Source organism: Bacteroides sp. Marseille-P3684, from assembly GCF_900291465.1.
Classification (GTDB): Bacteria; Bacteroidota; Bacteroidia; order Bacteroidales; family Bacteroidaceae; genus Phocaeicola_A.
The window spans coordinates 1,970,071-1,992,601 of sequence record NZ_LT985808.1 but is presented as its reverse complement, the minus strand read 5'-3'; the positions used below and the strand labels follow the sequence as shown (position 1 = coordinate 1,992,601).

Sequence of the window (22,531 nt, the reverse complement as noted above, 5' to 3'; positions counted from 1 at the left end):
TCCTTATTCTTAAATTCTTCATTAAAAAAGTCTTCTTATGAAAGTATTAGTAGCAACTGATAAGCCGTTTGCCAAAGTGGCTGTAGACGGCATCCGTAAAGAGATTGAAGCCGCAGGTTATGAACTCGTATTGTTGGAAAAATACGGAGAGAAAGCCAAATTGTTGGAAGCTGTGAAAGATGCCAATGCACTGATTATCCGTAGCGATGTGATTGATGCTGAGGTATTCGATGCTGCCAAGGAACTGAAAATCGTGGTACGTGCCGGTGCCGGTTATGACAATGTTGACCTCGCTGCCGCTACTGCACATGGTGTATGCGTGATGAACACGCCGGGACAAAACTCCAACGCTGTGGCCGAACTTGTGTTCGGTTTGTTGGTTTATGCCGTACGCAACTTCTACAACGGTACTTCCGGAACAGAGTTGAAAGGCAAGAAACTTGGTATCCATGCATTTGGAAATGTCGGCCGCAACGTGGCACGCATCGCTAAAGGCTTTGGCATGGAGGTTTATGCCTACGATGCTTATTGCCCGAAGGCTGCCATTGAGGAAGCTGGTGTAAAAGCTGTTGATTCTGTGGAAGAACTTTACAAGACCTGCAACATCGTATCCTTGCACATCCCGGCAACCGCTGAGACCAAGAACTCCATCAACTACGCTTTGGTAAATCAGATGCCCAAGGGAGCTATCCTGGTGAACACTGCACGCAAGGAAGTCATCAATGAAGCAGAGCTTATCAAACTGATGGAAGAACGTGCGGATATCAAATACATCACCGATATCATGCCGGTAGCTAATGAAGAATTTGCAACCAAATTTGCCGGACGTTACTTCTCGACCCCGAAGAAGATGGGTGCCCAGACTGCGGAAGCCAATATTAACGCAGGTATCGCTGCTGCCAAGCAAATCGTAGGCTTCATCAAGGACGGTTGCGAGAAGTTCCGCGTGAACAAGTAAACATTTAGTGAAAGGGTACTATAATGGAACTGATGAACACAGAGACACAAAGACTGGAATATCATCCGAAGTCAATGAGTCTCTGTGTTTATTTTTGCCTACAGGTACCCTTCCTTTAACATAATCCCTAACTCTCAAAACTCTATTTTACTATGGCTATTGTAAAACCTTTCAAAGGTATTCGTCCCCCGAAAGAATATGTGGAGCAAGTAGAATCACGCCCGTATGACGTGCTCAATTCAGAAGAAGCACGCAAAGAGGCTGAAGGCAATGAAAAGTCGCTCTACCACATCATCAAACCTGAAATAGATTTCCCCGTTGGCACGGACGAGCATGATCCCCGTGTCTATGCCAAGGCTGCCGAAAACTTCCAGAAGTTCCAGGACAAAGGTTGGCTGGTACAAGACAAGAAAGAAAACTACTACATCTACGCACAGACCATGAACGGCAAGACACAGTATGGTCTGGTGGTTTGCGCATACGTGGACGATTATCTGAACGGAGTCATCAAGAAGCATGAGCTGACCCGCCGTGACAAGGAAGAAGACCGCATGAAACACGTCCGTGTGAACAATGCCAACATCGAACCGGTGTTCTTTGCCTATCCCGACAATTCCGAATTGGATGCCATCGTGGCACGTTACACCGCTCAGGAACCGGTATATGACTTCATCGCCCCGATTGACGGATTCGGACACAAATTCTGGATTATCGACAAGGAGGATGACATCCAGGCTATCACCAAAGCTTTCGCTGCTATGCCGGCACTTTACATTGCTGACGGACACCACCGTTCGGCTGCAGCTGCCTTGGTGGGTGCCGAGAAGGCAAAACAAAATCCCAATCACAAAGGAGACGAAGAGTACAACTACTTCATGGCGGTATGTTTCCCCGCCAATCAGCTGACCATCATCGACTACAACCGCGTCGTGAAAGACCTGAACGGATTGACGGCTGCCCAGTTCCTTGATGCCCTGCGCGAGAACTTCGTGGTAGAAGAAAAAGGTGAAGCTGAATATCGGCCGAACAAGTTGCACAACTTCTCACTCTATCTGGAAGGCAAGTGGTACAGCCTGACGGCTAAAGAAGGTACATACGATGACAACGACCCGATTGGGGTATTGGATGTCACTATCTCGTCCAACCTGATTCTCGACAAGATTTTAGGAATCAAGGACCTTCGTTCCGACAAGCGCATCGACTTCGTGGGCGGTATCCGCGGATTGGGTGAGCTGAAACGTCGTGTGGACAGCGGAGAAATGAAGATGGCATTGGCTCTCTATCCTGTCACCATGAAACAAATCATGGACATCGCAGACACGGGCAACATCATGCCGCCGAAGACCACTTGGTTTGAACCCAAACTTCGCTCCGGACTCATCATCCATAAATTGAGCTAAACACATCTTACGCTAGAATTACTCCTCGGCTTGAGATATTCTCGGAATATTCTTATCAATCAAGGAGCAACATACAACAATCGACACCTTGCGCTTCTCCTGATAACGAGATGCTCGTCTCCTCGTGGCGAGATGCCCATCTCCCCGGTATCGCTTTGCGCAAAAGAGTGGCAAGGAGATGCGCATCTCCAAAACCGGACTTAAGCACGGTGTGACAGAGGTTTACAGAGAATGGCAGTCGGGAGATGCGCAAGAGGATGGCCGGCACTTGCTCAAGAAGGAAATTCCAAGGGCGCATAACGGAGAGACAGACTCCTGGACGGAAAGCCAGAAAGAATGAATAAAGCAAGCAGAAAAACAATGAAACGACGCAGGATAGGGGCAATAAAAAAGGGCTCCGCTGAGCCCAACCTTTGTTAACCTTAAATCTAATACTATGAAAAACACACTGCAAAGATAAGCTCATTTCAACCATTCCTGCAAGAAAGGTTCAAACGAAATGCAATTATACAACATCATTTAACAAAACATCCTTCCATAGAGTCTATATTTAAAAGGTTCGTTTACATTTACGTTTCAAAATCAGGAGCAAATTAGTTGCGCATATAGCATTATTCCCTATCTTTGCAACCATGCACAGCCAAAATCCATCCCATAAAAATCGCATGATTCGATTCCGTCAATGGAGCCGGAAGGGCTATGCCATCTTTGCAAGCTTGGGCAAACACGTGACCATCGGACATGTGTGCAAGAGCATCGCCGAAGCTTCGCTCACCAAAACCGGATGGCTGGACAAGCCTTGTCTAAACCGGAAGAACAAGACGGATGAAACGGATACGTTACCGCCGGAAGAGGCCGATGAATGCAGACTTTGGCTGTATGAAATGGATTTATGTACAATTGTATCCCCGTCTCTGACCGTCTCAGAGGAGGGAAAGGTACGTCTTTTTAATAACTTGTCGGATAAGAAGAGCAATATCGGAACAACAGTGATTCCGGTATTGCTCTTCTTTTGTTTTTAGAACTATGATACACGAACTGAAAGAAAAGGTATTGCAAGGGCACCAGGTGACCTTCGATGAAATGAAAGAACTTGCTTCCTGTACAGACAATGAGAGCCTGTTTGAAGCGGCACGGGAGATCACAGCCAAGTGTGCCTCCAAGGTATTTGACATGTGTTCCATCGTGAATGCAAAATCGGGGTTATGCTCGGAAGATTGCAAATGGTGCGCTCAGTCGGCCCATCACCGGACCGGTGTGGAGACCTACGGACTGCTGCCGGTCGAAGAATGCGTGACACACGCCAAGGAGAATGCCCGGCATGGCGTCGGACGTTTTTCACTGGTGACAAGCGGCAAACGGATGACCGATAAGGAAGTGGATGCCATTTGCGACCGGGTACGCGCCATCCGCCAGAGCTGTTCCATTTCCGTCTGCGTATCCTTGGGACTCCTGTCAGAGCAACAAATGAAACGGCTGCACGAAGCCGGCGTGTCACGCTATCATTGCAACCTGGAGGCAGCCCCCTCCTACTTTCCGCATCTGTGCACCACGCACACCCAACAGCAGAAACGGGAAACGTTGCTGGCAGCCCAACAGGCAGGCATGGAGATCTGCTCAGGAGGTATCATCGGCATGGGAGAGACGGAACTGCAACGCATCGAGCTGGCATTCTCCCTGCGCGGATTGGGGGTACAGTCGATACCGATTAACATATTGCAGCCCATCAAGGGAACTCCCCTACAGGACATGCAGCCGTTATCGTCGGAAGAACTGCTGCGCACCATTTCCTTCTTCCGCTTCATCCATCCCACCGCTCACCTACGGTTTGCCGGCGGACGGGCAAAGCTCGACGAACAAACATTGCGCCGAGCATTGACGATCGGCATGAACGCAGCAATCGTCGGGGATATGCTCACCACCTTGGGCTCCGACGTCGAAACGGATAAACAACGAATCAAAGAAATCGGTTATGAGTTATAATTATCAATGTGATACCTTTGACCGCGACCACCTGTGGCATCCTTATACTTCTACCACAAACCCGTTGCCTACCTACAAAGTGAAAAGTGCCAAAGGCTGCACCATCACCTTGGACGACGGGACTGAACTGATTGAAGGGATGTCTTCCTGGTGGTGTGCCGTCCACGGATACAACCATCCGGTGCTGAACCATGCCATCGAAGAACAGTTGCACCGGATGTCACACGTCATGTTCGGAGGACTGACGCACGACCCTGCCATTGAACTGGGAAAGTTGCTGCTGAAGATTGTCCCTCCCTCGATGCAGAAAATCTTTTATGCAGACAGTGGCTCAGTTGCCGTAGAGGTCGCCTTGAAAATGGCGGTCCAGTACCAGTTTGCAAAGGGTAACCCCCGGAAAAACAACTTCGTCACCATACGCTCCGGCTATCATGGAGATACCTGGAATGCCATGTCCGTATGCGACCCGGTCACCGGCATGCACAGCCTCTTCGGAAATGCCCTGCCGGTGCGCCACTTTGCTCCGGCTCCCCAATCCCGCTTTCACGGAACGTGGGACAGCACGGACATAGAGCCTTTAAAAGCCATCATCGAGCAGCATCATGCCGAACTGGCTGGCCTCATCCTCGAGCCCATCGTACAAGGAGCCGGAGGCATGCGCTTCTACCATCCGCAGTATCTGCGCGAAGCTGCCGCACTCTGCCGCCGTTACGGGCTTTTGCTCATCTTTGACGAAATAGCGACGGGCTTCGGACGCACCGGAAAGCTGTTTGCCTGGGAACATGCCGGCATTGAACCGGACATCATGTGCATCGGGAAAGCCCTGACCGGAGGATACATGACCTTCTCTGCCGTACTGGCAACCGATGAAGTCGCCACGACCATATCCGACCACGAACCGCATGCTTTCATGCACGGACCGACCTTCATGGGCAATCCGCTCGCCTGCTCTGTCGCGTGTGCTTCCATCAACCTGCTCCTGGCGTCCGGATGGCAACAGAAGGTAAAAGCCATCGAGCAGCAACTGGAGGAGGAACTGGCTCCGGCACGGAGCTTGCCCCAGGTAGCTGATGTACGGGTATTGGGAGCCATCGGGGTCATCGAAACCCGTCAGCCGGTAGACATGGCATGGATACAACGGCGCTTTGTGGAGGAAGGTGTCTGGGTGCGTCCCTTCGGACGGCTGGTCTATGTGATGCCCCCCTTCGTCATCCGTCCGGCAGAACTGCACAAGCTGACAACAGCCCTGGTAAAGATTGTTTCCGAGATTAAAAACTGACGATATGATGAACAATGATCAGATGCTAACCCGGGATTTGGAAATCCTGCGGGAGAAAGGGAACTTCCGCCAACTGCCTTCCGTGGAACATCTCGGACGGTGGGTCCGTTCCGGAGAACAGCCGATGCTGAACCTGTCGTCAAACGACTACCTGGGATTGGCTACCGACGAATCGCTGCGCAAAGCGTTCATGGAGGAACTGTCAGCTGAAGACTCCCTCCTCTCCTCCTCCTCGTCCCGTCTGCTGACCGGGAACTTCGCCGTCCACGACAGGCTGGAACGTCTGCTGGCAGAAAGCTTCGGGAAAGAGGCGGCACTGGTGTTCTGCAGTGGTTATCACATGAACACCGGTATCCTGCCGGCAGTGGCGGATGCCCATACGCTGATACTTGCCGACAAGCTGGTGCACGCCAGCCTGATTGACGGCATCCGTCTCTCTGCTGCCAAGTGCATACGCTTCAGGCATCAGGACTATGCCCAGCTGGAAGCCTTGTTGCAGAAACATCACGCAGACTTTCACCGCATCCTCATCGTGACGGAAAGCATCTTCAGCATGGACGGCGATGTGGCGCCCTTGCAACAGCTGGTCGAGCTGAAGCAACGCTACCCGGGAACCATGCTCTATGTCGACGAAGCCCATGCCATCGGCGTGCGTGGTCAGAACGGACTGGGAGTAGCCGAAGAGCAGGCGTGCATCCCGGGCATCGACTTCCTCTGTGGAACCTTCGGGAAAGCGGTCGCGTCAGTGGGTGCCTATGTGACATGCAGCCTTCCCGTCCGCAACTACCTGATCAACCGGATGCGCACACTCATCTTCACGACCGCCCTGCCTCCGCTCAACGTGGCCTGGACGGAGTTCATCGTGAAACGGCTGCCGGACATGAACGAACGCAGGAAACGGCTCGCCACCCTGTCGGAGCAACTGCGGACGGCACTGAAGGAGAAAGGATATGCCTGTCCGTCGGAAAGTCACATCGTGCCCATGCTGGTCGGAGCCAGCAAAGAGACGGTCCTGAAAGCCGAAGAACTGCAACGCAAAGGCTTCTACGTGCTGCCGGTCCGTCCGCCGACAGTGCCCGAGGGTACTTCGCGCCTGCGCTTTTCACTGACGGCAACACTCTCGTCCGGAGAGTTGGAACAATTAATTGATGTATTATGAAACAGTCATTTATAAAACAGAAGGGAAGCTCCCGGCTGACGCTCTTCTTTGCAGGCTGGGGCATGGGCGAAGGACTGCTGGCTCCGCTACCGGAAGGTACGGACGATGTCATGCTGTGCTTTGACTACCGGGACCTGCAGTTTGACTCCGCTCCCCTGGCGGCGTATGCCTCCATCCGTGTCGTCGCCTGGTCGATGGGCGTATGGGTTGCCGGTCGGGTCCTGCCATCCCTGGCTCTACCCTGGGAACATGCCCTGGCTTTCAACGGAACACCCTGGCCTGTCGATGACCTCCGCGGCATCCCCGAAAGCATCTTCAAAGGAACACTGGACAACCTGTCCGAACAGACCTTGTCCAAGTTCCGCCGCCGCATGTGCGGCAGTGCACCGGCCCTGAAGGACTTCCTGCAACATGCGCCTGACAGGAGTTGGGAGACGCTCCGCGACGAGCTGGCTGTCCTGTATGAGGCCATCACCCGGACCGGACCAGCCACAGACTGGCACTGGGACAAAGCCTTTATCGGAACGGAAGACCACATCTTCCCCTCCGCCAACCAGCTGCGTGCCTGGGAGAACCTGACAACCCAAACGGTACATGCAGCCCATTACGACGCAGACTGCATACGACAACTCGCTGAAGGAAAGGAAACCTTATGGATAAATCACTGATACGACAACGCTTTGCCCGCGCCATCCCCACCTACGACTGTCAGGCGACCGTGCAACGGACCATGGCGCAACGGATGGTGACACTGCTGGACCGGCACCTGCCGCCCGATGCCCACCAACGGGTCTGGGAGGTCGGTTGTGGCACCGGACTCTTCACACATGCCTACCTGCAACATCACCGTCCGCAGGAATACCTGCTCAACGACTTATGCCCGGAAATGCAAACAGCCCTGGAAGACATTCTGGATGCCCATACCCGCTTCGTCCCCGGAGACGTGGAGAAGGCATCTCCGCAAGGCTGCTTCAGCCTGATTGTATCCTGCGCCTCGCTGCAATGGCTGGAAAATCCCTTGTGCTTCCTGCAACGCTGCCGGACCATGCTGACTGCCAGGGGGCATGTCGCCTTCTCGCTCTTTGGGGAAGAGAACCTGAAGGAGATACGTGCGCTGTCCGGAGCAACCTTGGACTATCCTTCTCTCCATGACTGGTGCAGCAAGCTGTCAGCCCTGGGCTATCAGCCCCTCCATGCGGATGAAGAGCAGGTCACCTTGTGCTTCGATAGCCCCGGCGATGTCCTGCGTCACTTACGTCAGACCGGCGTGACGGGCATCCGGAAGGAGGCATGGACGCGGAAGCAACTGGAAGATTTCACCACGGAATATCAGCGTCGCTTCTCCACGACGGACGGGAAAGTCAGCCTGACCTACCACCCCGTCTACATCCTGCTGACCAATCCTGTATAACAACAAAACAGAATGATAAAATGAAAGACAACGTATTCTTTGTAAGTGGCATCGACACGAACATCGGGAAGAGTTATGCCACCGGATTCCTTGCCCGCCAATGGAATGAGGCAGGCAAACGTACCATCACCCAGAAACTGATTCAGACCGGCAACACCACGATGTCTGAAGACATTGAGCTTCATCGCCGGCTGATGGGCACCGGTCTATTGCCCGAGGACCGGGAAGGACTCACCATGCCCGAGATATTCACCTATCCCTGTTCCCCCCATCTGGCAGCTAAGATTGACGGACGCCCCATCAATTTCGAACACATCAAGCAGGCGACAGAGCAGCTCTCCGAACGCTATGATGCCGTGTTGCTGGAAGGTGCCGGAGGACTCATGGTCCCTCTGACACCCGACCTGCTGACCATCGACTATGTGGCACAACAGGATTATCCGCTGATATTCGTCACTTCGGGACGGCTGGGCAGCATCAACCACACGTTGCTGAGCCTGGAGGCGGTCAAGGCGAGAAAGCTCCGGCTGCACAGTGTCCTCTACAACCTCTATCCGTTGGAGGAAGACAAGATTATCCAGGAGGATACGCAGCACTACATCCGGGAATACCTGAACCGTCATTTCCCGGAAGCCCGGTTCCTGACTGTCCCCTGCCTCTGACAGACAGACAAATGCGGACCTGAACGGGAGATGGCAAGTACTTGCCGGTGCCTCCCTCAGGTCCGCATCTTAACTATTAACCAATCATTTAACTTCAGCCAGTTCCAGCACGAGCTTGCCATCGGCATAAAGGGCGAGATGCCCGTTACCCAGCCTGCCATAACTCCGGACAGCATTCAGCGCCTGCATGATGCTGTTCTCCAGCTCCATGTCTGCACACATCATCCGGGTAGACGCCAAGGCAGGGAACGCAATGGACTGACTCTGCGCGGCATCCACGGTAAAACCGCCATGTATGTTGTTGCAACCAGCACAGCCACTGACCTTCCTGGCAGCCACGTCAAAGTGCAGGAAGGGTTGCTTCTCCACGTTCCCCGGCACTTCCTTGCTGTTCACTGCCAGGATGTTCCACTTCCCGGACAGCTCATTCAGCGCCATCGTCTGGTTTCTTTTCTTCAAGATGACCACCGGACGCTTCTTCTCATTACACAGTGCGATTTCATTTTCACTGACGGGCAGATAGCCCTTGACCTGTCCCAGGGCATTGAGCACGTTACGCTCCACATCCATGTTCGGGCCTGCCATCATCGTACTTGCCAGCTTGCCCAGTTCAAGTGTGCCCGGTTTGCTGTTCAAGTCAAAGGAACCCATCACGTTGTTGCATCCGGTATTACCATAGATGCGTCCGTTCTCCGTATCAAAACCAATATAAGGATAGTCCTTGAGGTTGATGGCACTTCCGTTTACCTCCACGATGTTCCACTCTCCATTGAAGTCTGCCGACGGAAGTACGGCAACACTCCGGGTAGAATGACAGGAAGACAATGCGAAAACAACCATCGCAGCAAGGGGCATAAATCTCTTTTTCATAATCTCTTTCGTTAAAGTTACAGTTCTATCGGACAGGTCACTGTTTCACCTGTTCTCGATGAGTAAATGCCGAAGACTGCCAAATACTGCACGGAGAAATCTTAATAAGCAATAAAAGCTGTACTCATTTGTATACCTTTCTGAGGGCACTCTCGCACTGAGGGACCTGCCGGGAACTGCCTTCAGGAGTTTTTTTCTGCTCCGTATATCCGTTTTTCGTATGAGGATTTGATTAAAAAATGTACCTTTGATTCCATTAACAATGATAGCCTTATAGAATATGAAAGCAACAGTTTGTTTAAAATCCTTATGCCTGTGTGCGGCTCTGGCTCTACCGACCTTTGCCAAGGCCGCATTCCCGTCCGCTGATGACAAGCAGACGACCTATGTCCCTACACAAGAGAACCTTCAGTCGCGCGAAGCCTTCCAGAACGACAAATTCGGCATCTTCCTCCATTGGGGGCTGTACAGCATGCTCGCCCAGGGCGAATGGGTCATGACCAACCAGGACCTCAACCGCGACGAATATGCCAAGCTGGCGTCCGGCTTCTATCCTTCACGCTTCAATGCACGTGAATGGGTCGCCGCCATCAAGGCTTCCGGGGCACGATACATCTGCTTCACAACCCGCCACCATGAAGGCTTCTCCATGTTCGACACGCAATGGTCGGACTACAACATCGTGGATGCCACTCCCTTCGGACGCGACGTACTGAAAGAACTGGCGGACGAATGCCACCGGCAGGGCATCGCACTCCATCTGTATTATTCGCATCTGGACTGGTACCGGGACGACTACTATCCGCTGGGACGCACCGGAAGGGGAACCGGACGTACCAAACATGGGGAATGGAAAACCTACTATGAATTCATGAACCATCAGTTGGAGGAGCTGCTGACGAACTATGGTCCGATACGTACCATCTGGTTCGACGGATGGTGGGACCAGAAGCCCGACTTCGACTGGCAGTTGCCTGAACAGTATGCCCTGATACACCGCCTGCAACCGGGATGCCTGATTGCCAACAACCACCACGAGACGCCCTTCGAGGGAGAGGATATCCAGATTTTCGAGCGCGACCTGCCCGGTGAGAATACAGCCGGTCTGTCGGGACAAGCCATCAGCCGCCTCCCCCTGGAGACGTGTCAGACGATGAATGGCATGTGGGGATACAAGATTGTCGACCAGGACTACAAGTCGACCAAGACGCTCATCCATTACCTGGTCAATGCCGCCGGAAAGAATGCCAACCTGCTGCTGAACATCGGGCCGCAACCCAACGGGGAACTTCCGGCTGTGGCAGTGGAGCGTCTGAAGGAAATCGGTCAGTGGATGCAGACATACGGGGAAACCCTCTACGGGACACGTGCCGGACTGGTCGGTCCACGTGACTGGGGAGTGACCACGCAAAAGGGCAACCGGCTCTTCGTGCACATCCTCAACCTGCCGGACAACGGACTTTATCTGCCCCTGACGCAGAAGGTAACCCGTGCCATCTCCTTCAAGGACAAGACCCCGATAAAGTTCCGTCAGGATAAAAACGGTATTTTAATGGAGTTCGAACAGGCTCCGAATGACATCGACTTCGTCGTAGAGCTGACGCTGAAAGAGTGAAGTCCCGAAACACAGCCGGCATGAGACGCTTCTCCCCAGAGGGATGAATGAGACTCATGCCGGCTTTTCCTTTATCCAAGCCCGGGATAAACACAAACCAAGCCGGACTTCAATGGACCAAAGTATCATACTTAGACCCCCTAAGTATTATACTTAGCCTACCTAAGTATAATACTTTGGTCTGTATAAGCCCGGCTTAGTCCGCATCTATCCCCTACCTTGGCAAGATTAAACCCCAATCAGTCATTAGACCGCTCAAAGCCTAATGACCGATTGGGGTTAACAATAGCCAGGTGAACAGCCGGTATGGTCAGCTACGGCTCACCTTCAGTCCTTTATCCGACAAAGACATCTCCACAAAGCGCGCGCAGGCGTTCGGCGGCGTTTCCGTCAGAATGGTCTTAATGCGTACGGCTGCCTCGGGACTCTTTGCCACCATGTACAAGTAGCCGCCGCCTCCGGCTCCCGGGAGCTTGTATCCCAGGCAGTAGTCCTGCACCAGGCTGATAATCTGCTCTACCGAGGGCGGATTGGTGCCGGGGTCCAGCCGCTTGTTCTGAGCCCAGGTCTTGCCTATCAGCCGACCCATCTCCTCAAACTGTCCACACTGGATGGCCTCAAACACATCGAGGGCGTGTGCCTTCATCTCGTTGAGCATATCCAGATGTTCCGTCGAATTCAGGAACATGCCCCGGACAATCTCTGCCAGGATATTCTTCGCCGTCCGGGTAATGCCCGTGTAATAGAGCAAATGACACTTCTGATATTCCGGACTGGTGAACAGGAAGTCAGGCAGCCAACGGACGACCGGACACTGCTCGAAGCCGCTCTGTGTCTGGAGCAGCTTGACACCCTGAAGCACCCCTCCATATTGGTCCTGCCAGCCTCCTCCCGTAGTCAGCAACTGCTCCAGCACCAACGTACGCCGGCCAATCTCGTTCTTGTCCCACGGCAGTCCGCAGAAATCGGCAACCGCACCCAAGACGGTGGAAGCAAGGATGGAACTGGTTCCCAGCCCGGAGCCTGCCGGTACAGCCGACAGCAACGTCAGCTCGATGCCGGAACCGAACGCCCGCAACTGTGCCTCCAACGAGGCATAAGTCTCTTTCGAAAACCCCGGTTGGAAACCTGCCAGCACCAGCGCAGCCTTGGGGATGGAAAACGGAGACCCCACTTTGGCAAAGTCGCGCAGCTCTTCGTAGGTATGCACCTCCTCCATGGCACCCAGGTCGATGGAACGCAGGACAATCTTGAACTCCTTGCATGGCTTCACATACGACTGCAACGGGGGCTGTCCGTTCAGCTCAATGGCCATGTTGACCACATTGCCTCCATCATTCAGGCAATAGGGCGGCGTGTCTGTCCACCCACCTGCCAGGTCGATGCGCACCGGACTTCTCGCCCACACAATCTGGTCGGCATAGACAGCCAGACGAGGCGTTTGTCTGTCGGCAAGCACGGTGGAAGTCAGTCCCTCACGCAGCAGGGAGAAGGCCTTCGTCTCTTCCTCACGTCCGTCTTTGCCCTGCAACTTCAGGTAGTGTGAACGGAATATATGGTCATGGATGCGGGTCATCAGGGATGCCCGTTCGGGCAAAGGCGCGGGCAAGGGCAACCGTGCATCCACAAACTCCTCGGCGGCATCCTTCAGATTCAGCTGGTAAAAGACGCTCTTCTCGTAGTTCTTTGCCAGCAGGGGCCATGCCTCTGCCCGGAAGCTGCGCCGCTGGGCGACCAACCGACGCAAGTTGGCTTCCGCTGAAATCTCGTCAGCCGACAACCGACGCTTTTCGAGCCAGATGCGTCTGCCCTCCTCCAGAGAGGGTTCGCCAATCATCCAACGGAACACCTTGTCGAGTTCGTCGGTATCGGCGCAGAGAGGAAATATCCGTGCAGACTGCAAATCGCCGGCTCCCTCGATGGACTGCGGCTGCAAGCCACGCTCTGCCAGCCATTCACAAACGGGCTTTCCCATAAACAGCGTCCGTTCGTCGTCCAATGCGCCCTTGAAGGCATCCGTAAAACCATAGCAACGTGCGACGTAACCGGTCTCTCCCACCGGGACTACATCCACACAAACGCCGGGCGGAAGATTCAGCGCCCAGTCATTCCGAGGCACGCCTGTGATGATGTGTTGGTGAGACAGCTTCCAGTCGGCACCGACGCAACTGTTCTCAATCCAGACTTCCGAGTTTTCAGCCTTCAAGGTCAAGGATACCTGCGCATTCTGAACAAACATGGCAGGATGAGGTTTCACCTTCAGGTGCATGATTTCACGCTGGTCATCCACCAGATTCTGCACCGCAACCGTCGAGGACAACAACTCACGGCTGGTCCCGTAGTGATAGAACTCTCCTCCCGGTAACGGCAGTATTGCCACGCTCAACTGACGGAGCTCCTCATCATCCAGCTGGGGATGCTCGCCCAAGGCTCTCCCGAAGTCGGAATACAAATCGTAATACCTCCACTTGTTTCCCTGCCTGGAACGCTTCCGCAGCAGCTCCACTGCCCGGTCGCTCAAGAGCCAGATGCCGATGTCCATCAGGAAGAGATGGGTCTGCATCAACCGTCCCAGTTCCTCGACCGACGGCTTCTGCAACATGAAGTCCAGGCGGTCGGGAGTCTGACGGGAAGAGACGAACACACCATGATTCTTTGCCAGATTCGGGTCGACCCACAGTCCGTAGCAGACCACATCGGCATCGGGAATCTCCTGCAAAGGCTTCTCGCTGCGAATATAGACATCCCCACTGGCAATCAACGTATGCAGAGACTCCGGAGCCTTCTCCATAATCCGACGGTACAAAGGCAGTTGCAATGACAGCAGGTTCTGCTTCAGCCGCTGCCCTTTCGCCCAACGGAACACCGGTATCGGGGTCAGGATTTTACCCGACGGTGCGTAGCCGGGCAACCTGCGGCTCTGCCCGCCGGCATGCAGCAGGATGCGCTTGTCTTCCGCCAGCCATTGCGAGAAAGTCTCCCCGGGTGCCCATTGTGCCCGGCAGGATTCCAGGAGCCAGGTTGTTCCTCCTCCGGAGCCCAGTTTCTCCCCGATGGGATCGGACGTACAGAACCACTCCTGGGGGTCGACCCCCTCCAACTCATGAAAACATTCCACCAGATTGGGAGGCAGGGAAAGTAACTTCTTCATCATCCTTCGGGTATTCCTCTTATTTGATATCTGTAAGCAGTTTGATTTTCTGTTCTTCACTCAAGCGACAAATCAGCAAGGCGTTGTCTTTCTCGGCTACGATGTATCCATCCAGCCCCATAACGACGACCTTCTTCTCCTGAGTCGTATGAATCACACAGTTGCGGGTGTCATAGAGGCGGATATCTTCACCGATGCATACGTTCTTGTTCAAGTCCTGGGACATCTGTTCATACAGGGAACCCCATGTACCCAGATCGCTCCAGCCGAAGTCCGCGGGAAAGACAAAAATCTCTTCCGCCTTTTCCAGAATGGCGTAGTCCACCGATATGTTTTCGCAATTGGGGAACTCACGGTCGATGACCTCCTGCTCCTTTTCCGTATAAAAGTAGGGACGTACATTCTCAAAAATCTTGGCAATGGCCGGACAATATACTCGGAAGGCATTCACGATGGTAGAGATGTTCCACACGAAGATGCCTGCATTCCAGAAGTAGTTGTTCTGTTCGATATAGCGTAAGGCAGTCTCTGCATCGGGCTTCTCCTTGAAGGAATCCACCCGGAACACTTCCTTGTTGGTTGCCGAGGAAGCACGCAGGTCCGTCTCGATGTATCCATATCCGGTCTCAGGGCGTGTCGGTTTCATGCCCAGGGTCAGGATGGCGTCGGAGTCTCTTGTAAAGTTCATAGCCGAATGAATCACCCGCTGAAACTCCGGAACGTTCATCACGACATGGTCACTTGGAGTGACAACGACATTGGCTTTCGGGTTGCGAGCCTTGATTTTCCAGCTTACGTATGCGATGCACGGTGCCGTGTTGCGACGGCAGGGTTCTTTCAGGATATTGTCTTCAGGGATGTCAGGTAACTGCTCCTTGACCAGCCCGGCATATTTCTCAGAAGTTACGACCCAGATATTTGCAGGTTCACAAATTCCCTTAAAACGGTCGGCGGTCAACTGAAGCAACGTACGTCCACATCCGAGGACGTCAATGAACTGCTTGGGTTTCTCAGGAGTACTCATCGGCCAGAAACGGCTGCCGACTCCTCCGGCCATAATCACAAGATGGTTGTCACTTTTTGCCATAATTTCGTTATTTTGCTCTAATTGGTTTCACATCCAAAGACTCAAGCCGCGTTGACAAGGTAACGGGGTACCAGCCAACCCGGCTTTAATTGGAGCAAAATTAAGAAATATTCCAGGAGTGTAAGCCCTTTTAGGTGAAAAAGAGCGTACGGCGAACGAAACAAGGGTGTGCCAGTTCTGTTCCGACACACCCTTGCCTGTCAATGTTTCTGCCCGAAGACAGAAACTATGGGAGAAAATCAGCAATACAAGCTTACGATTCTTTCATAGAGTTCCTGCTTGCCGCTTACTTGCTTCGGCTCACCTACAGTCTTGGCATATTCAACCAACTGTTCCAAAGACATCTTGCCTTCTTCGAATTCCTTACCCTTACCGGAGTCGAACGAAGCGTAACGGTCAGCAAGCATCTTCTTGTAAGGAGACTCTTCGAGCAATTTGGCAGCGCACTCCAATGCACGTGCCATGGCATCCATACCGGAGATGTGTGCAATGGCAATGTCCTCCAAATCGGTAGAGTTACGACGAGTCTTGGCGTCGAAGTTGCAACCGCCATTACCCAAACCACCGTTGCGGATGATCTGCATCATGGCCTGTACCAATTCATAGTTGTCAATGGGGAACTGGTCAGTATCCCAACCGTTCTGATAGTCACCACGGTTGGCATCGATAGAACCCAACATGCCATTGTCAACAGCCACAGCCAACTCGTGTTCGAAGGTGTGTCCTGCCAAGGTTGCGTGGTTTACCTCGATGTTTACCTTGAAGTCTTTCTCCAAGCCGTGTGCCTTCAGGAAACCGATAACCGTTTCAGTGTCCACATCATATTGATGCTTGGTCGGTTCCATCGGTTTCGGCTCGATCAGGAACGTACCGGTGAAGCCTTTGGCACGGGCATAGTCACGAGCCATGGTCAACATCTGAGCGAGGTGCTCTTTTTCACGTTTCTGGTCTGTGTTAAGGATGCTCATGTAACCTTCACGGCCACCCCAGAACACATAGTTGGTACCACCCAACTCAATGGTAGCGTCGATTGCATTCTTGATCTGAACACCAGCGCGAGCTACAACGTCAAATTCCGGGTTGGTAGCAGCACCGTTCATGTAGCGTGCGTGACCGAATACGTTGGCTGTACCCCACAGCAACTTGATGCCGGTTTCAGCTTGTTTCTGCTTGGCATAAGCCACGATTTCCTTCAAGTTAGCCTCATATTCTTCGATGGTATCGGCCTCTTCGCACAAGTCGATGTCGTGGAAGCAGTAGTACTCGATACCCAGCTTCTGCATGAATTCAAAACCGGCATCCATCTTGTTCTTGGCAGCCTGAACCTTGTCGGGGTCACCGTTCCAGGGGAACTTCTTCGTACCACCACCGAACTGGTCACCACCTTCAGCGCACAAGGTGTGCCACCATGCCATTGCAAACTTCAACCAGTCTTTCATCTTCTTACCCATGATTACCTTTTCAGCATCATAATAGTGGTAAGCCATCGGGTTCTTACTATCTTTTCCTTCGAATTTGATTTTTCCTATTCCGGGAAAATACTCTTTTGTTGCCATAAGTCTTTTGTTTTTAAAGGTCAATTAATATGTTGTGTTTTATAAATCGTGTTTAGCGAACTACGTTAGCCAGACGCTCCTTCCACAAAGCGTATGCTGCCTGGTATTGTTCGGCCGCCTGTACGTCCGGCTCGATGACCTGCAGCTTCTTCAGTGTAGAGAAGGCTTCCGTGTTGTCTTTATAGATTCCGGCTCCCATACCGGCACCCTTGGCAGCTCCCACGGAACCATCGGTATCATAAAGCTCAATAGTGGCTCCGGTGACTCCGGCAAGTGTGTTGCGGAATATCGGGCTCAGGAACATGTTGGCATTACCTGCATGGATATTCGTGATGTGCATGCCCATCTGTTCCATCACTTCCATACCATATTTAAATGAGAACACAATACCCTCCTGTGCTGCACGCATGATGTGTGCACGTGTATGCGAGTTGAAGTTCAGCCCTTGCAAGGAACATCCCGGCTCCTTGTTGCCCAAGACACGCTCCGCACCATTACCAAAAGGTATCACACTCAATCCCTGACTGCCGATAGGTACTCCTGCCGCCAAATCATTCATTTCGGCATAAGAAACGTCCGTACCCATTGTCCGCTTGATCCAAGAGTTCAAGATACCCGTTCCGTTAATGCAAAGCAATACACCCAAACGGGTTTGCTCGTCAGTATGGTTGACATGGGCAAAGGTGTTCACCCGCGATTGGGGATCATAGTTCACAGTCCCGTTCACACCGTAAACGACTCCGGATGTTCCTGCCGTCGAAGCTATTTCACCGGGATTGAACACATTCAGGGAAAGTGCATTATTGGGTTGGTCACCGGCGCGATAAGTCACGGGGATACCTGCACGCAGTCCCAGTTCCTCAGCCACGGCAGCCGTCATGCGTCCCTGTTCGGAGAAAGTCGGACGTATGTCAGGGATCAAGGATTTATCAAAGCCGTAATACTCCATCAGGAAATCAGCGACACGGTTGTTCTTGAAGTCCCAGAACATTCCCTCGGAAAGACCCGATACAGTCGTGCAAACTTCTCCAGTCATCCGCATGGCTATATAGTCACCCGGCAACATGATTTTGTAGATGCGGGCATAGATATCCGGTTCGTTCTCTTTCACCCAAGCCAGTTTAGAGGCCGTAAAGTTGCCCGGAGAGTTCAACAGATGCGACAGGCATACCGATTCGCCAAGAGTCTCCAATGCTTTCTGTCCATACCCCACGGCACGGGAATCACACCAGATAATGGCAGGACGGAGCACCTGCAAATCCTTGTCAACACAAACCAGACCATGCATCTGATACGAGATACCGATGGCTGCAATCTGCTCTGCCGATACAGCCGACTGTTCCATGACAGCAGCAGTTGCCAGTTTCAGGTTCTGCCACCACATCTCAGGCTTCTGCTCTGCCCAACCCGGCTGGACAGCAATAATTTCAGCCTCTACTTTCGGATAGAATGCAGAAGCGACACATACGCCTGTTTCCGCATTCACCAAGCTAGCCTTTACCGAAGAGCTACCTATATCATACCCTAATAAATACATACTACTTATTATTTAATCTATTTTTAGTTACTGTTAGTTACGCATCTGGTTGTAAATAACCCGGTCAAACCGATAATATCGGGCGGCACGATGGGATACTCCCTGCTCCTTTTCCTCCAGGGGTACCACGTATTTCATCATGGAAATTCGTTTGTGGAAATTACGGACGTCGAACGAACGGTCGTAAACAATCTCATAAAGCCGTCGCAACTGTGCCGCGGTGAATTTACGGGGGAGCAAATCGAACAACGCAGCCGGAGAATTTTCTACGTACTGACGGACATAAGCCAATGAGGCCTCCAAAATCTGGTTATGGTCAAAAGCCAACTCACCCACATCTTTTACAGGCACCCAGCTAGCTTCATATTTATGAGACAGACGAGTATATTTACGGTCGATTTTCAACAGAGCCAGATAGGCAATCGTCACAATACGATCAATCTGGTTCGGCAAACTGTGGAAACGCTCCAACCAACCAACATCTTTCGGGTTACGAGTACGGTTCTTCGAGCCAAAAGCACGGAATTGAACCATCGGGACACTCTTCAATCCTGTCAATTCGTACAACACCCGTTTGGCTGCTTCATCCAAATCTTCGTCAACATAAATCAAACTTCCCGGGAGCTTATACATCGTTTCCTGTTCCGATTCGGATGCACCTACCTGCCTTACCAACAGGACGCGGAGCTCTTCTCCGTCAAATCCGATCAAAGAACAATCGACCGAGATATTAGGGCTTACTTGATGGTTTTCTTCACTCATCTGTGTTTTCATTGGTTTCCTTCATTTTTGCGTGACAAAAGTAGAGTAGTTCTTCCATATAAACAAATATATCAACTTCTTTTTTCTATGTTTTAAAACATTATTTTCCAAAGTTGTAAATATCGTCAATCGTACGATAAGCGTATAAGGCTTATCTTCTTCGATACAACTAGAAATCATTGACTCCTGTTCTGACCCTAAAAAGGCCTTATTCCAACATTTACAGCCTTGCAAAATACCTGTAATCCGATAAGATTCTATAGAAAGAAAGATTGTAAAAAAGCCGACGCCAATCAGTAATATCGGAGCAAATAAAAAGAAATGTCCTTATCAGCTCCCTTTCCTTCAGCCGGTCCAGCCAAGGAAGAGTTCCAATAAAGACATTTCTTTTTACCATTCAAACGGTTTTCAAACCGTCTTCAAACTCGCAATTTCAGTCTTTTGCCTGATGAACGGTAAGTTGCGGGAAGGGGAATCCGATGCCTTCCTTATTGAATGTTTCATAAACCACCCGGTTCATGTCAAAGTAGACATCCCAATAATCTGAGACTTTCGCCCAAGCACGCACCTTGATGTCCACGCTGCTTGCCGAGAGTGAGGAGAGTGCAATAAAAGGCTCCGGAGTCTTCAAAATGCGGTCATCAGCCGCAATGATTCTTTCCAAAACCGCTTTCACACGTTCGTAGTCTTCTCCATACTCCACTCCGAATGTCCACTCGGCACGACGCATCTGCTGACGGCTGTAATTCGTAATGGCATTGCTGCTGAGCACGCCATTGGGTACATAGATGATACGGTCATCCAGCATGGCCAGAATGGTATGAAAAATCTGTATTTCCTTCACCGTACCACTTACCCCATCGGGGCCATCGATAAAATCACCCACTTTAAATGGTTTGAATACCAGGATGACAAGTCCTCCGGCAAAGTTTGAAAGATTGCCTGACAGTGCCATACCAATAGCAACACCGGCCGATGCCAACAAGGCTGCCAGACTGGTTGTTTCTACGCCCAGCTTACTGATGATGGCGAATGCCAGTACCAGATTGAGGAGGATACTGAGCAAACTCTTCAAGAAGGTCTGTACACTGCTTTCAAACTTACGACGTTCCAGAATATTAGCAACCAGACGCATGATCTGACGGATGATGAAACGTCCGATGACATAGATCAAAATTGCTCCCAAGATGTCCTTACCGGTCTCTACGCCCCAAGTAATCAGCTTATCGACCACCTGCTCGACATTGACCAAGGAAGTAGCATTTAATAAAGTAAACAACATAAAAATAATAGTTAGAATTAATAGTTCACATAAAATCGACCACAAAGATACAAACAGCCGGTCAATACACACAATCTGGAATGAAAAAGGTCAGGAAGAACAGATATGTGTCATGTTCTTCCCGACCCTTGGTCATTAATCAGCGATGACGCTGTCAGATTCTCAATAATTAGTCGGCTTCACCTGGAAGTAAGCTTGCGGATGGAGACATGCCGGACATACGGCAGGTGCCTCGGGACCTTCGAAAATGAAACCGCAGTTGCGACATTGCCAGATCACATTTTCCTTTTTCTTGAACACTTCGCCGTTTTCAACGTTGGCAAGCAGAGCACGATATCTCTCCTCGTGTCCCTTCTCAGCCACAGCAATGTTGCGATACATGATAGCGATGGCAGGGAATCCTTCCTCATCGGCAATATCAGCAAACTTCGGATAATCAAGCGACCACTCTTCATGCTCGCCTGCAGCAGCTGCCTTCAGGTTCTCAGCAGTTGTACCAATAACACCGGCAGGATAGCTGGCTGTAATCTCAACCATTCCGCCTTCCAACCACTTGAACATACGCTTTGCATGCTCTTTCTCCTGATCAGCTGTTTCTGTGAAGATGGCAGCAATCTGCTCATAGCCTTCCTTCTTGGCTGCACTTGCAAAGTAAGTGTAGCGCATTCTTGCTTGTGACTCACCAGCGAAAGAAATCATCAGATTCTTTTCGGTACGTGTACCTTTCAATGACTTTTCCATAAATTATTGCTTTTAGTTAGTTAGTTTTCTTTGATGCAAAGGTATAAAATTATTTCTAAGATTGTAATTATTACAAAGCAATATTACGGTCCAGAAAGTTAAAAAAGTAAAAGGCAGCCCGAAGACTCTTGACCGGTGTCTTGGGCTGCCTATATATTATAAGGTAAAGGGTCAAGGCAGCATCACTTGATGATGCCTACTTTTGACTCTGTGATAAACTTGATGATGTTGTTGATTTCCTCTCCACGCGGCACCTGCTGCTCCACACGATAGATGGCATCGTCTACGGATGTATTGGCATGGTAGATGATGCGATAAGCATGGGCAATGTGCTTGATAATGGTTTCAGAGAAGCCGTTATGTTGCAGTACCTTTGTGTTGATGCTGTAGAACGCAGCGGGTTCATGTGCCACTACTACGTAAGGCGGAACATCATTCGAGAAGCGGCATCCTCCCTGAATAACCGACCAGTCGCCCACCCGGATATGACCGGTCATGATAACCGACGAAGCGAGAATGGAATAATTGCCGACCGTTGAGCGTCCTGCCACTTGCGAACCATTGCCGATAATACAATGATTGCCGATGGTGGCATCGTGCGAAATACGAACTGCCTGCATGATGAAGTTACCGTCACCGATAACCGTCTCATGTTCGGGAGCTGAAGCGCGTATGATGACGGCATTCTCACGGATGACATTGTTGTCACCAATACGGACGATGGTATCTTCGCCCTTATGTTTGAAATCTTGGGGAGGTGTTCCGATAACTGCTCCCTGATAAATCACATTTCCACTTCCAAGACGTGCACCACTCATTATGCTTGCGTATGGCATCACGACACAGTTGTCACCGATCACGACATTCTTGTCAATGTAAGCAAATGGATGGATTGTGACATTCTTGCCAATCTGTGCCGACGGATCGACATAAGCTAACGGACTAATCATAATCGTATATTTAGAAGGTTAATATTTCAATAAGGTAACTAAGTGTGACAAAGCTATAAAAAAGGTTACATATTTACAAGCCTTTTTCACTGTGAATGTGTGAAAAAGTCCGTTATTGAAGCTCAATA

At 51.4% G+C, this 22,531-nt stretch carries 19 protein-coding genes; 10 read left to right on the top strand and 9 right to left on the bottom strand.

Features of this window, described 5'->3' with window-relative positions; genetic code table 11:
• Positions 1–37: 37 nt before the first annotated feature.
• From C8275_RS07710 to bioD, 9 genes are all read left to right on the top strand, one after another.
• Positions 38–958, top strand: coding sequence for an NAD(P)-dependent oxidoreductase (locus C8275_RS07710; RefSeq protein WP_106484705.1), 921 nt, complete (start codon positions 38–40; stop codon positions 956–958).
• Between the two features lie 152 nt (positions 959–1,110).
• Positions 1,111–2,358, top strand: coding sequence for a DUF1015 domain-containing protein (locus C8275_RS07705; RefSeq protein WP_106484704.1), 1,248 nt, complete (start codon positions 1,111–1,113; stop codon positions 2,356–2,358).
• 632 nt (positions 2,359–2,990) lie between these two features.
• Positions 2,991–3,380: a hypothetical protein gene (locus tag C8275_RS07695; RefSeq protein WP_106484702.1), complete on the top strand. Its 390-nt coding sequence runs from the start codon at positions 2,991–2,993 to the stop codon at positions 3,378–3,380.
• Between the two features lie 4 nt (positions 3,381–3,384).
• Complete coding sequence (gene bioB / locus C8275_RS07690) at positions 3,385–4,341, top strand: biotin synthase BioB (protein WP_106484701.1); 957 nt, start codon at positions 3,385–3,387, stop codon at positions 4,339–4,341.
• Positions 4,331–5,620, top strand: coding sequence for an adenosylmethionine--8-amino-7-oxononanoate transaminase (bioA, locus tag C8275_RS07685; protein ID WP_106484700.1), 1,290 nt, complete (start codon positions 4,331–4,333; stop codon positions 5,618–5,620). Before bioB ends, bioA begins: the two co-directional genes overlap by 11 nt.
• Before the next feature lie 4 nt (positions 5,621–5,624).
• Positions 5,625–6,779: an 8-amino-7-oxononanoate synthase gene (locus tag C8275_RS07680; RefSeq protein ID WP_369861128.1), complete on the top strand. Its 1,155-nt coding sequence runs from the start codon at positions 5,625–5,627 to the stop codon at positions 6,777–6,779.
• Positions 6,776–7,447, top strand: coding sequence for a DUF452 family protein (locus C8275_RS14830; protein WP_234395727.1), 672 nt, complete (start codon positions 6,776–6,778; stop codon positions 7,445–7,447). The genes C8275_RS07680 and C8275_RS14830 overlap by 4 nt, the downstream gene beginning before the upstream one ends.
• Positions 7,432–8,190 (top strand): malonyl-ACP O-methyltransferase BioC, encoded by a 759-nt coding sequence (gene bioC / locus C8275_RS14825; RefSeq protein ID WP_234395726.1) that lies wholly within the window; start codon positions 7,432–7,434, stop codon positions 8,188–8,190. The genes C8275_RS14830 and bioC overlap by 16 nt, the downstream gene beginning before the upstream one ends.
• A gap of 20 nt (positions 8,191–8,210) precedes the next feature.
• Complete coding sequence (gene bioD, locus C8275_RS07670; RefSeq protein WP_106484699.1) at positions 8,211–8,852, top strand: dethiobiotin synthase; 642 nt, start codon at positions 8,211–8,213, stop codon at positions 8,850–8,852.
• A gap of 84 nt (positions 8,853–8,936) precedes the next feature.
• Here bioD and C8275_RS07665 read toward each other — a convergent pair whose 3' ends face one another.
• Positions 8,937–9,722, bottom strand: a complete 786-nt coding sequence (locus C8275_RS07665; protein ID WP_106484698.1) for an META domain-containing protein — start codon at positions 9,720–9,722, stop codon at positions 8,937–8,939.
• A gap of 280 nt (positions 9,723–10,002) precedes the next feature.
• Here C8275_RS07665 and C8275_RS07660 point away from each other — a divergent pair, with 280 nt between their 5' ends.
• A complete protein-coding gene (locus tag C8275_RS07660; RefSeq protein ID WP_106484697.1) occupies positions 10,003–11,337 on the top strand; it encodes an alpha-L-fucosidase in 1,335 nt (444 codons plus the stop codon).
• Positions 11,338–11,647: 310 nt separating this feature from the next.
• Here the strand turns inward: C8275_RS07660 and C8275_RS07655 are convergent, their stop codons facing one another.
• The 8 genes from C8275_RS07655 to lpxA form a co-directional block, all read right to left on the bottom strand.
• Complete coding sequence (locus C8275_RS07655) at positions 11,648–14,518, bottom strand: bifunctional fucokinase/fucose-1-phosphate guanylyltransferase (protein ID WP_255414002.1); 2,871 nt, start codon at positions 14,516–14,518, stop codon at positions 11,648–11,650.
• Positions 14,508–15,575 (bottom strand): mannose-1-phosphate guanylyltransferase, encoded by a 1,068-nt coding sequence (locus C8275_RS07650; RefSeq protein WP_106484695.1) that lies wholly within the window; start codon positions 15,573–15,575, stop codon positions 14,508–14,510. The genes C8275_RS07655 and C8275_RS07650 overlap by 11 nt, the downstream gene beginning before the upstream one ends.
• Before the next feature lie 239 nt (positions 15,576–15,814).
• Positions 15,815–17,131 (bottom strand): xylose isomerase, encoded by a 1,317-nt coding sequence (gene xylA / locus C8275_RS07645; protein WP_022386029.1) that lies wholly within the window; start codon positions 17,129–17,131, stop codon positions 15,815–15,817.
• A gap of 52 nt (positions 17,132–17,183) precedes the next feature.
• Positions 17,184–18,668, bottom strand: coding sequence for a xylulokinase (locus C8275_RS07640; protein ID WP_106484694.1), 1,485 nt, complete (start codon positions 18,666–18,668; stop codon positions 17,184–17,186).
• A 33-nt stretch (positions 18,669–18,701) separates the two neighbouring features.
• Positions 18,702–19,430: an NUDIX domain-containing protein gene (locus C8275_RS07635; RefSeq protein ID WP_106625766.1), complete on the bottom strand. Its 729-nt coding sequence runs from the start codon at positions 19,428–19,430 to the stop codon at positions 18,702–18,704.
• Between the two features lie 433 nt (positions 19,431–19,863).
• Entirely contained in the window at positions 19,864–20,712 is an 849-nt protein-coding gene (locus tag C8275_RS07630) for a mechanosensitive ion channel family protein (protein ID WP_106484693.1), read from the bottom strand.
• A 162-nt stretch (positions 20,713–20,874) separates the two neighbouring features.
• Complete coding sequence (rbr, locus tag C8275_RS07625) at positions 20,875–21,453, bottom strand: rubrerythrin (RefSeq protein ID WP_022386025.1); 579 nt, start codon at positions 21,451–21,453, stop codon at positions 20,875–20,877.
• Between the two features lie 182 nt (positions 21,454–21,635).
• The gene (gene lpxA, locus C8275_RS07620) at positions 21,636–22,403 is read right to left on the bottom strand and encodes an acyl-ACP--UDP-N-acetylglucosamine O-acyltransferase (RefSeq protein ID WP_022386024.1); all 768 of its coding nucleotides are present in this window, start codon (positions 22,401–22,403) and stop codon (positions 21,636–21,638) included.
• Positions 22,404–22,531: the final 128 nt, after the last annotated feature.